This is a genomic window from Escherichia sp. E2748 (assembly GCF_005781125.1).
Classification (GTDB): domain Bacteria; phylum Pseudomonadota; class Gammaproteobacteria; order Enterobacterales; family Enterobacteriaceae; genus Escherichia.
Map to the genome: position 1 here is coordinate 420,198 of NZ_VATP01000001.1, position 16,222 is coordinate 436,419.

11 protein-coding genes are annotated in these 16,222 nt (G+C 53.9%); 2 read left to right on the forward strand and 9 right to left on the reverse strand.

Annotation, left to right across the window (positions count from 1 at the left end):
• The first annotated feature begins 9 nt into the window (after positions 1-9).
• Entirely contained in the window at positions 10-1,062 is a 1,053-nt protein-coding gene (fbaB, locus tag FEK42_RS01900) for a class I fructose-bisphosphate aldolase (RefSeq protein WP_000129551.1), read from the forward strand.
• Positions 1,063-1,253: 191 nt separating this feature from the next.
• On the opposite strand, the gene yegS is transcribed toward fbaB, so the two are convergent.
• The 9 genes from yegS to mdtA form a co-directional block, all read right to left on the reverse strand.
• Positions 1,254-2,153 carry a lipid kinase YegS gene (yegS, locus tag FEK42_RS01905; RefSeq protein ID WP_135492825.1) on the reverse strand — a complete coding sequence of 300 codons (900 nt, stop codon included), beginning with the start codon at positions 2,151-2,153 and terminating at the stop codon, positions 1,254-1,256.
• A gap of 257 nt (positions 2,154-2,410) precedes the next feature.
• Positions 2,411-3,772 (reverse strand): tRNA 5-hydroxyuridine modification protein YegQ, encoded by a 1,362-nt coding sequence (yegQ, locus tag FEK42_RS01910; protein WP_000476028.1) that lies wholly within the window; start codon positions 3,770-3,772, stop codon positions 2,411-2,413.
• Positions 3,773-4,115: 343 nt separating this feature from the next.
• Complete coding sequence (locus tag FEK42_RS01915; RefSeq protein WP_130206970.1) at positions 4,116-4,448, reverse strand: YegP family protein; 333 nt, start codon at positions 4,446-4,448, stop codon at positions 4,116-4,118.
• Between the two features lie 243 nt (positions 4,449-4,691).
• Positions 4,692-5,414 (reverse strand): two-component system response regulator BaeR, encoded by a 723-nt coding sequence (gene baeR / locus FEK42_RS01920; protein ID WP_130206968.1) that lies wholly within the window; start codon positions 5,412-5,414, stop codon positions 4,692-4,694.
• Positions 5,411-6,814: a two-component system sensor histidine kinase BaeS gene (gene baeS, locus FEK42_RS01925; protein ID WP_135407303.1), complete on the reverse strand. Its 1,404-nt coding sequence runs from the start codon at positions 6,812-6,814 to the stop codon at positions 5,411-5,413. Before baeS ends, baeR begins: the two co-directional genes overlap by 4 nt.
• Complete coding sequence (locus FEK42_RS01930) at positions 6,811-8,226, reverse strand: MFS transporter (RefSeq protein ID WP_135492776.1); 1,416 nt, start codon at positions 8,224-8,226, stop codon at positions 6,811-6,813. Before FEK42_RS01930 ends, baeS begins: the two co-directional genes overlap by 4 nt.
• Positions 8,227-11,304 carry a multidrug efflux RND transporter permease subunit MdtC gene (gene mdtC, locus FEK42_RS01935; protein WP_135492775.1) on the reverse strand — a complete coding sequence of 1,026 codons (3,078 nt, stop codon included), beginning with the start codon at positions 11,302-11,304 and terminating at the stop codon, positions 8,227-8,229.
• On the reverse strand, positions 11,305-14,427 hold the full coding sequence (mdtB, locus tag FEK42_RS01940) for a multidrug efflux RND transporter permease subunit MdtB (protein WP_135492774.1): 3,123 nt from the start codon (positions 14,425-14,427) through the stop codon (positions 11,305-11,307).
• Complete coding sequence (mdtA, locus tag FEK42_RS01945; protein WP_135492773.1) at positions 14,427-15,674, reverse strand: multidrug efflux RND transporter subunit MdtA; 1,248 nt, start codon at positions 15,672-15,674, stop codon at positions 14,427-14,429. The genes mdtB and mdtA overlap by 1 nt, the downstream gene beginning before the upstream one ends.
• A 278-nt stretch (positions 15,675-15,952) precedes the next feature.
• Between mdtA and FEK42_RS01950 the strand changes: the two genes are divergently transcribed.
• A complete protein-coding gene (locus FEK42_RS01950) occupies positions 15,953-16,009 on the forward strand; it encodes a type I toxin-antitoxin system Ibs family toxin (protein ID WP_100733667.1) in 57 nt (18 codons plus the stop codon).
• The last annotated feature ends 213 nt before the right edge of the window (positions 16,010-16,222 follow it).

Consider the following 16,222-nt stretch of genomic DNA (forward strand, 5'->3'; position numbering starts at 1 on the left):
AGCATAGTAATGACAGATATTGCGCAGTTGCTTGGCAAAGACGCCGACAACCTTTTACAGCACCGGTGTATGACTATTCCTTCTGACCAGCTTTATCTCCCCGGACATGATTACGTAGACCGCGTGATGATTGACAATAATCGTCCGCCAGCGGTGTTACGTAATATGCAGACGCTCTACAACACCGGGCGTCTGGCTGGCACAGGATACCTTTCTATTCTGCCGGTTGACCAGGGCGTCGAGCACTCTGCCGGAGCTTCATTTGCCGCTAACCCGCTCTACTTTGACCCGAAGAACATTGTGGAGTTGGCGATCGAAGCGGGCTGTAACTGTGTGGCGTCAACTTACGGCGTGCTGGCATCGGTATCGCGGCGTTATGCGCACCGCATTCCATTCCTCGTCAAACTTAATCACAACGAGACGCTAAGTTACCCGAACACCTACGATCAAACGCTGTATGCCAGCGTGGAGCAGGCGTTCAACATGGGCGCGGTGGCGGTTGGTGCGACTATCTATTTTGGCTCGGAAGAGTCACGTCGCCAGATTGAAGAAATTTCTGCGGCCTTTGAACGTGCGCACGAGCTGGGCATGGTGACAGTGCTGTGGGCCTATTTGCGTAACTCCGCCTTTAAGAAAGATGGCGTTGATTACCATGTTTCCGCCGACCTGACTGGTCAGGCGAACCATCTGGCGGCGACCATCGGTGCAGATATCGTCAAACAAAAAATGGCGGAAAATAACGGCGGCTATAAAGCGATTAATTACGGTTATACCGACGATCGCGTGTACAGCAAGCTGACCAGTGAAAACCCGATTGATCTGGTGCGTTATCAGTTAGCTAACTGCTATATGGGGCGTGCAGGGCTGATTAACTCCGGCGGTGCTGCAGGCGGTGAAACCGACCTTAGTGATGCGGTGCGTACTGCGGTCATCAACAAACGCGCTGGCGGAATGGGGCTGATTCTCGGACGTAAAGCGTTCAAGAAATCGATGGCTGACGGCGTGAAACTGATTAACGCCGTGCAGGACGTTTATCTCGATAGCAAAATTACTATCGCCTGATGTGCTTCATACGAACAGCACAGCCCCGTAGGCCGGATAAGGCGCTTACGCCGCATCCGGCAACCTGTGCCTGATGCGACGCTGAAGCGTCTTATCATGCCTACGCACAGCACAGCCCCGTAGGACGGATAAGGCGTTTACGCCGCATCCGGCATAACTAACTCTCCCTAATTCAAGAGAGAATAATTTGATTAACGCAATAACGGACAATCCGGTGGTAATCGACAACGCAGCGCCGCCGGAAGTATTTCAATATGAAAGTTTTGTCCACTCAACGGTTCGCCATCAAGATTAAAAGTGATTTCGTGTGGTGCTTGTATATCGAACCACGCCGAAGCGCCTTCGATAATATTCGGGTTATCTTCGTCAGATTTTAATGTGGATACGAGGGTCGGAAGAATTTCATCTCCGGTGAAAATACGCAACTGCAACAAGCCATCATTAATCAGCGCATTTGGGCACAACTGCTGACCGCCACCGGCCTGACGTCCGTTACCAATACCAATGACCAGGGCGTCACCTTGCCAGTGAAAGTTTTCACCGCGGATTTCACAACGGTCCGGTTGCAATGTATCCATGCGCATTAAGCCATGAATGATGTAAGAGACTCCCCCCAGCGCGGCTTTTAATTTTTCCGGTGTTTCGGTGGTGATACGCGTACCAAACCCGCCCGTTGCCATATTGATAAAACAGGTGTGCCTGTTAACCTGCGCCATATCAATTGCAATAGCGTTACCGGCAATCGCCAGTTTCAACGCCTTATCCAGTGTCTCAGGGATCCCCACGCTGGTGGCGAAATCATTCGCTGTACCTAGCGGCAAAATCCCCAAAGCAGGAATGTCATCGCCTTCACACTGAATCAACGCCGTGGAGACTTCATTAATGGTGCCATCACCACCGCCTGCTATCACTGTCGCGACGCCGAGTTGGCGCGCTTCAGTCACAAAACGCGCGGCATCACCTTTCTCCCAGGTGACCCGTACATAGATCGTTATTCCCTCCTCACGCAACAGCATAATCGCCTCGCGCAATGTTTCATTGTCAGCACTTTTGCCGTTAAGAATCAGCAAACTGGCGGGAAAATCGGCCATCATCGTATGCCTTTATTATTGATCTTTAGAAAGTGTAGAGCAGAAAAGAGAAGGTGGAGTCAGAACAGGATGAAAGTCGTGGTGCAAAAAAATAAGCCTGCGTAAGGGAGATTACACAGGCTAAGGAGGTGGTTCCTGGTACAGCTAGCATTTTATGGGTTATGTTTTTCAGCGAAACGGATGATAACCTTAATAAATGCAGCTGTATGTGATCGGTTTCTAAGAATTTTCTATCTGGGAAAAATACTTGAAATTAATCACTTGCCGTGCGGGTTACGCGTGGTTTCCCCAGAGAAATTACGCATCAGCAGCGCGTAGTTCAGTTCGAGATCCTGCGGGACCGGGATCCACACAGTATAACCATCACCCGGCGCAACCGGCATCGCTTCGCCTTTGGCGTTTTCCATATGCTCAAGGGTAAAGTTGATATTGCCCTGTGGAGTCATCAGCTCAAGGCTGTCGCCAACGGAGAATTTGTTTTTAACCGCTACCGCCGCGAGGTCGCCTTTACGCTCACCGGTAAACTCACCAACAAACTGCTGGCGGTCAGAAACGGAATAACCGTATTCGTAGTTCTGATAATCATCATGCGTATGGCGACGCAGGAAACCTTCGGTATAGCCGCGATGCGCCAGACCTTCCAGCGTCTCCAGCAGGCTGGTGTCGAACGGTTTGCCCGCAGCGGCATCATCGATAGCTTTACGATAAACCTGCGCGGTGCGTGCACAATAGTAGAAAGATTTGGTGCGGCCTTCGATTTTCAGCGAATGCACGCCCATTTTGGTCAGGCGTTCAACGTGTGCGATAGCGCGCAGATCTTTCGAGTTCATGATGTAAGTGCCGTGTTCGTCTTCAAACGCGGTCATATACTCGCCCGGACGCTGGGCCTCTTCGATCATAAACACTTTGTCGGTTGGTGCGCCGATACCCAGCGTCGGTTCAACGTTTTGCACCGGAATCGGCTCGTATTTGTGTACGATGTTGCCGACGTCATCTTCTTTGCCTTCCTGGACGTTGTACTCCCAGCGGCAGGCGTTGGTGCAGGTGCCCTGGTTCGGGTCGCGTTTGTTGATATAGCCAGAGAGCAGGCAGCGACCGGAGTAGGCCATGCACAGTGCGCCGTGAACGAAGATTTCGAGCTCCATATCCGGCACCTGATTGCGGATCTCTTCAATCTCTTCCAGTGATAGTTCACGGGAGAGGATCACGCGGGTCAGGCCCATTTGCTGCCAGAATTTTACCGTCGCCCAGTTTACGGCGTTAGCCTGCACGGAAAGGTGGATCGGCATTTCAGGGAAGTGCTCACGCACCAGCATAATCAGCCCAGGATCGGACATAATCAGCGCATCAGGCCCCATTTCCACTACCGGTTTCAGGTCACGGATAAAGGTTTTCAGCTTAGCGTTGTGCGGCGCAATGTTGACCACGACATAAAACTTTTTCCCCAGCGCATGGGCTTCATTGATGCCGAGCTGAAGATTTTCGTGGTTGAATTCGTTGTTGCGCACACGCAGGGAGTAACGCGGCTGGCCCGCATAAACAGCATCTGCGCCATAAGCGAAAGCGTAACGCATATTTTTCAGCGTTCCCGCCGGGGAAAGGAGTTCCGGTTTAAACATAATTCTCTCGTTCTGATGACAGGTCAGATCCGCTTCACCTGATGAAGCGGTTAGGGGAGTGTCCCCACTTTAAGGGCGGGCATTGTAGCGCAATCGGTGGGGGTGGCTCCAGTGTAAATGTCTGGTCGTCTCCTGGTTTTGGTAAGGATGCGAATAACGATAATTTCTTCGGCACTTGCAGGAAATAAATAACGTGGCGTTCAAAAAGAAGAACAAAAATTCTTTCACCTAATATGAAACTTATCCTCCCATTATTTTAATGGCGCGGATTGATCCTTAGTATCAATAAGCCAGTGTTTATTAGAAATAAAGCCGAGCGCGTTATCCGCGCCCGGCACAATGATTAAGTCTTATCTTTCACCGTCTGGCTTACGCCATTGGTTTTTACAGAGGCAATTCCGACTTCGCGTGATTGAGCGGTAGCATACATCTGGCTGGAGCCAATTATCTGATGATTGGCCGCTTTCAGATTGAAATAAAACTTGCCGTTGCTCGCCGTCTTTTTCTCATAGCGTTCATCCTGCGGACTGTTGCTTTGTACCGAGGCGATGCCCTTTTCCGCAGAGGCTTTTGAGGCATACAATTCGCTTGTGAGAATGATTTCTCCGTTTCCCGCTTTTAACACAAAACGGAACTGATTATCACTGCTCTTATTAAGTTCAAACCAACCAGCCATATTGACTCCTTGCTTGAAATTGCGTATCGAAAACAGTATGTAACGATTTAAGTATGGGTGATATTCAGGTGGTTGCCAATCAGGGGAATACCCTCTAATGCATGGGGGAGATTACTGATAAATATGCTGAAATCTGAATACGAGCACGGCTTTATCCCTCTCTTTTTCAGAGAGGGTAATAATACTCAGTGGGCGACGGAACGGTACGCGTTGTAGTTTGAGACTGCCATTAAAAGGAACAGGCTAAACAATACGGCAGGCGTCAGCTTCCCAACGGTAACCGACGCCGTAAACGGCGCGGATAAATGACTGTTCGGCGTCGAGAGATTCCAGTTTGCGGCGCAGGTTTTTAATGTGGCTGTCGATAGTTCGGTCGGTTACCACGCGGTAGTCGTCGTAAAGATGATTGAGCAATTGCTCGCGGGAGAATACTTTACCCGGTTCATGGGAGAGCGTTTTCAGCAGACGAAATTCCGCAGGCGTCAGGTCAAGCATTTTGCCACGCCATGAAGCCTGAAAACGACCTTCGTCGATAATCAACGGATTTTCGGCATCCTGTTGCTGCAACTCGCGCTGCGGTTTGCAGCGGCGCAAAATGGTTTTGACGCGCGCCACTACTTCACGCGGGCTGTACGGCTTGCAGATATAGTCATCAGCACCAATTTCCAGCCCCAGCAGGCGATCGATCTCTTCGATTTTCGCCGTCACCATCACAATTGGGACATCGGAAAAACGACGAATTTCCCGGCACAGCGTCAGACCATCGGTGCCTGGGAGCATCAGATCCAACAGGATCAGATCCGGCGGCGTCTGGCGCACGTATGGCAGTACCTGATCGCCGTGGCTGATAAGTATTGGCGCGTAGCTCGCGGCACGCAGATAATCAATGAGCAACTGCCCCAGCTTGGGTTCATCTTCCACGATCAAAATACGCGGCGTGTTTTCGTCGATAGGTAACTCGGTCATACTTCTCTCTGTAAATCCCGTTCCAGCGGTAACTCTACTGTAATGCTTACCCCGCCAAAAGGCGAATGGGCGGCAACAATGCGACCATTATGCGCTTCAACAATGTTCAGGCAAATCGCCAGCCCCAGCCCGGAACCGCCGCTGGCACGGTTGCGGGAACCTTCGGTGCGATAAAAACGCTCAAACAGTTTTTGCAGCTGATCATCACTGACGCCCGGCGCGCTGTCGGCAAAGGTCAGGCGCACCGTTTTATCGTGCTGTTCTGCGGAGATTTGCAGGCTGCCGCCGCTGTCGGTGTAGCGCAGGCTGTTTTCCAGTAAATTATTGAACAACTGCATTAAACGGTCGCGATCGCCAAATACGGTAATGCTGTCTGGCAGGGAAAATTGCAGTTTCAGGCCACGGCTGGCGAATCGTTCGCGAAATGCGCCGCCCGCCACTTCCAGCAGTGGGATCAAATCTACCGGTGCTTTTTGATAGGCGAGAGCGCCTTCATCAGACATCGACAACTGATGGAGATCGTCAACCAGTTTGGTCAGTGTGCCGACCTCCGCCTGTAAAGACGCCACCGTCTCCGGCGTGAATTTACGCACGCCATCCTGAATGGCTTCCAGTTCACCGCGCAGCACCGCTAATGGCGTACGCAGTTCGTGAGAAATATCGGCCATAAAATCGCGGCGCATTTGCTGGTTTTTCTCCAGCGTGCTGGCAAGCTGGTTGAAGTCTTGTGCCAGTTTCCCCAGTTCATCTTCGCTGGTGGGCGTCACGCGAGTGGTGAAATCGCCCGCCGCCAGTTTGTGCGTGCCGTCAACTAACCGTTTTACCGGAGCCAGCAAACCGCGTGCCAGTGGAAATGTCGCCAGCGCCGCTAATAAAGTAGATAACGCCACAATCAGCCAGCTGGTTTGCCGCTGTTGCTTATCAAAATTGATATCGGTATTGCGCGTCAGGCGTTCAACGGGGGAAGCGATCACCGCGCCGACTTCCACACCATTGACCAGAATGGGCCGCCGTGTGCCGTCCGGTGGAATGGGTGCGCGTGGGCCAACCAGCACTTTGTTATTTTGATCGACCACCCAGAACTGGGTACGCCAGCCGTGTGGTGGCATACCGGGGCCGGGCTTATCGTCGTTGCTATCGTGTTCAAGCGAACGCAGGATCTGAAATACGAAGCGATCGTTATTACGCAGAAAACGCCAGTTACCGTGCTGGGCGTATTGCTCGCCAAGCGCGTCGCCAAGCATTTGCAGCCGTTGCTCATTTCCATGCTTGATGTAATCAATAAAACCACGCTCAAAACTAATACGTACCGCCCAGTGCATCGTGATCAGCAAGACGATGCAGGTGGCGAAGATCGCCAGAAACAGTTTGCCGGTAATGCCGGGCCGCCAGAACTTCATTCAGTGCTCCTTTTGCGCCGCGAAATAGCTACATTTTGATGCGTATCGTTCGGCACTCTGGCAAAGATGAACGCCGGAAGGGCGATAAGAAACGCCATACTAAGCCAGGTGTACATAAAGACGGTTTGTGTGGTGCCGCTGTCGACGCTGACATGCTGCGAACCAAAAAGTCCCAGCAACAGCCCGGCGATGGTGACCCCGATACTCATCGACAATTGCATAATCATCGACAGCAGGCTGTTGCCACTGCTCGCCAGATTGTCCGGGAGATCTTTCAGCGTCAGGGTGTTCATGGAGGAGAAACGCGTCGAGTTGACCATCCCTTGTAAAAACAGGACGAACGGCAAAACGTAGTACCAGCCTAGCAGCGCGGTGGTCATAAACAACAGGGTGACCAGCGACAGACCCAGCGTGGTCGCCACCAGTACCCGACGATAACCAAAGCGATTCACCACCTGCACCACAATTCGCTTCATCCCCATACTGCCGAGTACCATCGGGATCATCATCAATCCGGCATGAAACGGTGAGAAACCAAGGCCAATTTGCAGGAAAACCGGCGTCATAAAGGGCAACATGCCGCTACCGATACGTCCGGCAAAGCTCCCCGCCAGGCCCAGCGAAAAGGTACGAGTGCGGAACAGTTTCAGACTGAAAAGAGCGCGGTGGTTATTTCTGGCGTGCAGCAGATAAAGCACCAGTGCCACCACGCCAACCGCCACCAGTCCGGCGATGGTTAGCGGCGACAGTCCTGTACCTTTACTGCCGTCCAGCGCCAGCGTTAATACCGCCATGCCAACCGCCAGCAACAGAAAGCCGGAGAGATCGAAGCGCCGCGTCTGCATGGTGTAGTTCGGCATTAACACCAATGTGGCGATCGCACCGATAATTCCTACTGGAATGTTGATCAAAAAGATCCAGTGCCACGACGCGTACTCCACCAGCAGACCGCCGAGCGCCGGACCGAGCAGCGGACCGACCTGACCGGGTAACGTGACAAAGGTCATCGCCGCCATATATTGCTCGCGCGGTACGATTTTCATCACCGTCAACCTGCCGACCGGCACCATCATCGCACCGCCAACGCCCTGTAACGCGCGTGCCAGCAACAGTTCGTTCAGCGTGCCGGAAAGCGCGCAAAACAGTGAACCGAGGGTAAACAACACGATGGCGGTAAAGAAAATATTGCGCACGCCGATTTTATCCGCCAGCCAGCCGCTGGCGGGCAGCATCACCGCCACGGTCAGCACATAAGAGACAATGACCATGTGCATATGCAGCGGGCTTTCCCCGAGGCTTTGCGCCATTGAGGGAAGGGCGGTGTTAACGATGGTGGTGTCCAGCGACTGCATAAAGAAGCCGAAAGCCACAATCCACAATTGCCAGCGGGTGCTGTCGGGAAGATCTGTCATTTACTCGGTTACCGTTTGTTTAGGTTTACGCGAAAAACGCAGCCGCAGACGGTCGAAAAAGAGATATACCACCGGCGTGGTATACAGCGTCAGGAGCTGACTCATTACCAGACCGCCGACAATGGTGATCCCCAGGGGTTGCCGTAGCTCCGAGCCGTCACCGCCCGACAATACCAGCGGCAGCGCGCCAAACAGTGCTGCCAGGGTGGTCATCATAATCGGGCGAAAACGCAGCAGACAGGCCTGGAAAATAGCTTCCTGCGGCGTCAGGTTACCGTGGCGTTGGGCTTCAAGCGCAAAATCGACCATCATAATGGCGTTTTTCTTCACGATGCCGATTAATAGCATGATCCCTATCAGGGCGATTAGGCTGAACGGAGCATTGAACAGCTCCAGCGCCAGCAGCGCCCCGACGCCCGCCGAAGGCAATGTGGAGAGAATCGTCAGCGGATGTACGTAACTCTCATACAGCATCCCCAGTACGATATACACCGTGGCGATCGCTGCGATAATCAGGATCACTTGCGAGTTCATCGTCTCCTGGAACACCTGCGCTGTTCCGGCAAAACTGCCGCGCACCGTCGAAGGCACACCAAGCTGGGTCATTGCTCGGTCGATCGCCGCACTGGCGTCCGAGAGCGATTTCCCGGTCGGCAGGTTGAACGAGATGGTCGAGGCTGCCGATAATCCTTGATGATTCACCGACAATGGCGCGTTCGCCGGTTGCCATTTAGCGAAATACGACAGCGGGATCGCTTTGCCTTCGTTATTGATAACGAACATTTTCTCCAGCGCACTGATGTCCTGGGTATAGCGCGGATCCACCTCCATCACTACTTTATACTGGTTCATCGGCTGGTAAATGGTCGAGATTTGTCGCTGACCGAAGGCGTTATTTAACAGGCTGTTGGCGGCCTGCACGTCGATTCTCAGCCGTGCCATGGTGTCGCGATCATAAACCAGATTCATCTCCGCGCCGTTGTCCTGCTGGTCGGAGTTCACGTCCGCCAGTTCCGGCAACGTTGCCAGTTTTTTGCGAATTTTCGGCTCCCATTCGCGCAGTGCCGCCAGGTCGTCGGACAGCAACGTGTACTGGTAACTGGCGTTCGACTGACGTCCGCCAACGCGAATATCCTGTACCGCCATCAGGAACAGATTCGCTCCTGGCTCTTTTGCGAGCTTCACGCGCAGACGGTCGATAATTTGCTGCGCCGTTTCGCTGCGTTCGTCGCGTGGCTTGAGGGTGATAAACATCATCCCGCTGTTCACCCGCGAACCGCCGGTAAAGCCGGTGACATTATCCACTGCCGGATCGTCACGGATAATTTTCATGAAGTCCTGCAATTTGCCGCGCATCGCCTGAAACGAAATACTCTGATCCGCCTGAATCCCGCCCATCAGTACGCCGGTGTCCTGCTCAGGGAAGAAGGTTTTCGGAATCGAGATATATAGCCAGATATTCAGCGCAATGGTGCCAAGCAGCACCACGCCCACCAGACGGGTATGATTGAGCACCCATTTCAGCGACTTGCCGTAGCCTTGTTGCAGGGCTACCAACATGCGACCAAAACCACGCAGTCGCTTTTGCTCACGCGGCTTGCTCGCTTTTAGCATCCAGCCGCACATCATCGGCGTTAGCGTCAGGGAAACCAGCAACGAAATACCAATGGCGACAGAAAGCGTCACGGCAAACTCGCGTAACAGGCGGCCCGGCAATCCGCCCATCAACAGCAGCGGCAGGAACACCGCCACCAGTGACAGACTCATCGACAGCACCGTAAAACCGACTTCGCGAGTACCTTGTAGCGCGGCCTGTAGCGGTTTCATCCCCGCTTCCAGATGACGGGCAATGTTTTCCAGCACCACGATGGCGTCATCCACCACGAAACCAGTAGCAATGGTGAGCGCCATTAACGAAAGGTTATTGAGACTGAATCCGCACAGGTACATCGCCGCAAACGTACCAATCAGCGAAACCGGCACCGCAACGGCGGGAATAATAGTGGCGCGACCCGAGCGCAGGAATAAAAACACCACCAGAATCACCAGCGCCACCGAGATAATTAGCGTTTGCTCGACTTCTTCCAGCGAGGCGCGAATGGTGGGCGAGCGATCCTGGGCAATTTGCAGATCAATTGCCGCCGGAATGGTTTCCTGCAACTCCGGTAATTTCGCCCGGATGCTGTCTACCGTCTGGATAATATTGGCTTCTGGCAGTTTGCGGATCATCAGCAAAATAGCCGGTTTGGCGTTGGTCATCCCGGCGTTGCGCACATCCTGCACTGAATCCGTCACCGTCGCCACATCGCCCAGACGAACCGCGCCGCCGTTGTTGTAATGAATAATCAACGGCTGATATTCGGCGGCGGTTTTCAGTTCATCGTTAGTCTGGATCTGCCAGCGATGGGTATCATCTTCCAGCGCCCCCTGCGGTTTACGCACGTTGGCATTGCTGATGGCGGAGCGTACATCGTCCAGCGAGACGCCCTGATTAAACAGCGCCTGCGGATTCAGCCCGACGCGCACGGCGGGCAGCGAGCTGCCACCGACATCGACATCACCGACACCGTCGATTTGCGCAATCGTCGGGGCAAGCTGTGTTGAGGCGAAATCGTACAGTTCACCTTGCGAATAAGTATCGGAGGTTAGCGTCAGGATCATAATTGGCGCATCCGACGGGTTCGCTTTGCGATAGGTCGGACGGCTTGGCATCCCGCTGGGCAGCAAACTTTGCGCGGCGTTGATCGCCGCCTGCACATCACGCGCCGCGCCGTTGATATCCCGGTCAAAATCAAACTGCAAAATAATGCGTGTGCTGCCGAGCGAACTGCTGGAGGTCATTTCACTGACTCCGGCAATGCGTCCAAGCGAACGTTCCAGCGGCGTGGCAACGGAAGACGCCATTGTCTCTGGCGATGCACCGGGCAGCGAGGCGCTGACCATAATCACCGGAAAATCAACCTGCGGCAGCGGGGCGACCGGCAGCATACGGAAGCCCAGAATGCCGCACAGGGTAATGGCAACCGACAGTAAAATCGTCGCCACCGGGCGGTAAATGAAGAGGGCAAAAAACTTCACTTACGCCTCCTCTTCATGATGGGCAAAGCGGCTTTTGGTCCACAATGCCAGGCGGTCGAACAGCAGATAAATCACCGGCGTGGTAAACAGCGTCAGCACCTGGCTGACAACCAGACCGCCGACCATACCGATGCCTAACGGACGACGTAGTTCCGCACCGACACCGGTACTCAACATCAGCGGCAGCGCGCCAAGCAGAGCCGCCAGGGTGGTCATCAGGATCGGACGAAAACGCAACAGACAAGCCTGGTAAATAGCATCGCGCGGCGACATGCCTTGCTCGCGCTCGGCAGCCAGCGCGAAGTCGATCATCATGATGGCGTTCTTCTTCACGATACCGATCAGCAAAATAATGCCGATAATCGCAATCACATCCAGTTCGCTACCGGCAATCATTAACGCCAGCAGTGCGCCGACCCCTGCGGTGGGTAGCGTCGAGAGAATAGTGATGGGGTGAATAAAGCTCTCGTACAGAATGCCGAGCACGATATACATCGCCACCACCGCTGCGACAATCAGCCAGACAGTGCTGCCCAGCGCCGACTGGAAGGCGAGGGTGCTGCCCTGGAACTGCGTGGTGATATCCACTGGCAGATTCAGCGTCTTTTCGGTGTCCATAATCGCCTGCACCGCATCGCCCAACGAATAGTTATCCGGCACGTTAAAGGAGATGGTCGTTACCGGGAACTGATCCAGATGGTTGATGGAGAGCGGGGCAAAACGCTGCTCAATTTTGGCAATTGAGCTTAGCGGCACTACGCCACCGTCGCTGCTGGTCAGGCGAATAGTATCCAGCGCCGCAATCCCAGGAGTGTTTTCGGTGTTGTGCTCCAGCACCACGCGATACTGGTTAGCCTGAGTATAAATAGTGGAAATCAGTCGCTGACCAAACGCGTTGTACAAGGCGTTATCGACGTCCGCCATGCTGATCCCCAGACGGCTGGCGCTGTCGCGATCAACATTGACATACGCCACCAGCCCTTTGTCCTGCCAGTCGCTGGAGACATCAGAAAGCTGTGGTAGTTGCTGGAGTTTTTCCATCAACTGTGGCACCCAGGTACTGAGCGCATCCAGTGACGTGGCCTGCAAGGTAAACTGGTACTGGGTGCGGCTGACCTGTGTATCGATGGTCAGGTCCTGCGTTGGTTGCAGGAAGAGATCGACGCCCGGCACTTTATCTACCGCCGTTTGCAGACGGGCGATGACTTTTTGCACCCGATCATCACGTTCATCCAGCGGTTTGAGGTTGATCTGTAAACGCGCACTGTTCAGCGACGGGTTAGTGCCATCAACGCCAACAAATGAGGTCAAACTTTGCACCGCCGGATCCTGCAAAATCACATCCGCGACCTGGCGTTGTCGCTGGGCCATATTGGCAAAGGAGCTGGATTGCGGTGCCTGCAAAGTGCCCTGAATAATGCCGTTGTCCTGTACCGGGAAGAAACCTTTCGGAATGAACACCCACAATAGAACGCTAAGAAGCAGCGTGCTGAGCGCCACGCTTAAGGTCAGCCACGGATGATTCAGCACTTTCGCCAGTCCACGACCATAGGCGGCGATTATCCCGTCGAACATTTTTTCCGAGGCACGGGAGAAGCGGTTCTGTTTACGCAGCGACTCCTGGCTGAGCATCCGCGCACACATCATCGGTGTCAGGGTCAGCGACACCACGGCTGAGATCAAAATCGCGACTGCCAGAGTAATGGCAAATTCGCGGAACAGTCGCCCGACGATATCGCCCATAAACAGCAGTGGGATCAACACCGCAATCAGTGAGAAGGTCAGCGAGATAATGGTAAAGCCGATTTCACCCGCGCCCTTGAGCGCCGCCGCCAACGGTTTTTCACCTTTTTCGATATAGCGGGAAATGTTTTCGATCACCACGATGGCGTCATCGACCACGAATCCGGTGGCGATAGTTAACGCCATCAACGTCAGGTTATTGATTGAAAAATCGAGAAACACCATGACCGCGAAGGTGCCGATTAACGACAGCGGCACTGCGACGCCGGGAATGATGGTCGCCGGAATATTGCGCAAAAACAGGTAGATAATCATTACTACCAGCGCGATAGCCATCATCAGCTCAAACTGGGTATCGTCGACCGATGCGCGGATATTGGTGGTACGGTCAGAAAGTACCGTCACCTTCACCGATTTCGGCAAACTCTCGGTGAGCTGTGGCAGCATCTGCCGGATGCTGTCGGCGGTGGAGATAATGTTAGCACCGGGCTGGCGCTGAACATTCATCACGATGGCCTGTTCTTTGTTCGCCCACGCGCCGAGCCAGCTGTTTTCTGCACCTTGCTCTACAGTTGCGACATCGCCCAGACGAATCGGCGCGCCGTTCTGGTAGGCGATGATTAGCTGGCGATACTCTTCGGCGGATTGCATCTGGTCGTTCGCTGACAGCGTGACCGCACGGGAAGGGCCATCAAGGCTACCTTTAGCTGAGTTAACGTTAGCGCCGGTAATGGCGGTGCGCACGGTTTCGCTGGTCAGACCGAGTGCGGCAATCGCCTGGGCGTTAAGTTTGACGCGAACAGCCGGACGCTGACCGCCGGAAAGCGTCACCAGTCCGACGCCGGAAATCTGCGAGATTTTCTGCGCGACGCGGGTTTCCACCATATCTTCTACCTGCGTCATCGGCATGGCGGTTGAGGTGACGGCGAGCGTCATGATCGGCGGATCTGCTGGGTTCACTTTGCTGTAAACCGGCGGGTTAGGCAGATCGCTCGGCAACAGGTTAGTGGCGGCGTTAATCGCGGCCTGCACTTCCTGCTCGGCGACATCGAGCGGTAATGTTAGCTGGAACTGCAAAGTGATAACTGACGCACCGCCGGAACTTTGCGACGACATCTGTTTCAGGCCGGACATCTGCCCAAACTGGCGTTCGAGCGGCGCGGTAACGGCGGAGGTCATGACATCCGGGCTGGCGCCAGGGTAGAGGGTGACCACCTGAATAGTCGGATAATCCACTTCCGGCAGTGCCGAAACGGGCAGGGCGCGATAACCGATAATCCCGGCGAGTAAGATCGCCACCATCAGCAGCGTGGTGGCGACAGGACGCATAATAAATAGGCGCGACGGGCCGCCTGTGCTGCTCGGAGGTAACACCTGCATCAGGAGCGCGCTCCTTTTTTCGCGTATACGCGGCTGGTGGCTTTCTCTTCCAGTGCGGTGGCGCTCTGGGCTTCCACCACTTCCACTTTCGCTCCTTCGGTCAGGCGATCAATGCCGTCCGTCACTACGCGATCGCCTGCAGAAATACCTGCGCGGATCACCACTTTCTGACTGTCCTGAATGCCCGGTGTCACCAGATGTTTGCTGACTTTATTTTCGCTATTCAGTACCCAGACAAAATGGCCTTCGTTGCCCATTTGCAGGGCGGCGGTGGGGATCACCACGGCGTTTTGTTCGGTGTCGACTAACATGCGCGCGTTAACAAACTGATTGGGAAACAGCGCATCATCCTGATTATTAAAGCGTGCTTTCACTTTAATCGTACCGGTAGTGGCATCGATTTGGTTATCGAGACTTAACAGCGTGCCTTCACTTAATTTCTTCGAGTTAGTGCGATCCCAGGCTTCAACCACCAGTGGTTTTCCGGCTTTTTGTGCCTGCACAACGGTAGCGATATCGCTTTCCGGCAGGGTAAAGACTAAATCGATAGGATGCGTCTGGGTGATCACCACAATCCCGGTGGTGTCGCCACTGGAGATTTGGTTACCAACATCAACCTGCTTCAGGCCAACGCGACCATCGACTGGCGCGGTGATGCGGCTCCAGTCGAGTTGGAGTTGTGCGCTGGCGACGCTCGCTTCATCAGCCTTAATGGTGCCTTCGGTTTCACTGACCAGCGCCTGTTGAGCATCCAGCTCCTGGCGGGAGACGAGATTAGTTTTTGCCAGTTGTTGATAACGCGCCAGGTCACGGCGGGCGTTGGCAAGCGTGGCTTTATCTTTTGCCAGTTGGCCCTGGGCTTGTGCTAATGCAACTTTGAACTGGCTGGGGTCAATTTCTGCCAGCAAATCGCCTGCTTTGACCTGCTGGCCTTCCTGGAAATGTAACGCCATCAGTTGACCATCTACGCGACTGCGCACCGTAACGGTGTTAGCAGCGGTAATAGTGCCAAGCCCGGTGAGGTAACGCGGAACTGCCTGTTCTACGGCGGTCGCCGCCTGAACCGGGGCTAATGGGCCGGAACGCATACCACGGCGACCACTCGCAGGTGGATGTTGCGCTTGTTTCGTCGCACCTGGTGCTGCGCTCTGGGATTCATTGCGGCCTTGCCAGAACCAGAATGCGGCGATGGCGGCGATAACCACCACGATTACGATTACCCAACGGGATTTATAACTGCCTTTCATCGTTAAGAGTTTCTCTTCCTGAAACGTTTCGCGGAATGATACTAGTGTAGCCAGCCAATAAGGGAGAAAAATGGAGGAATTATGAAACAGTTTCGGGAATCGTCTGAATGACGGTGCGCTTTGCGAGCATGCATCCAGTAATGACACAGGAAACTATTTTATACGCAGGTTAGCGATAGACTGCGTACATGGCAATAAGGAGGTAACCCGAAGATTTCAGCGGGATGCTGAAACGGGAAAGCCCCTCCCGAGGAAGGGCCTTAAATAAGGAAAGGGTCATGATGAAGATACTCATCATCGTGGTGCTCTTAGTGATTAGCTTACCGGCTTACTAAGACTACCAGGGCGGGGGAAACCCCGCTCTACCCTCACTCCTGAAAGTATGCCTTCACTGTCAGATTGTCAATCCGCAGACTTTGCCGTCTGCGATCCTGCCAGCAAATATTCTTTGCGAGACGTTACGCAATAATCACGGGTGAAACTATTTTGTTCGCGCGTTAGCGATAGACTACGTGCATGGCGAAAGGATGTAAGCCGACGATTTCAGC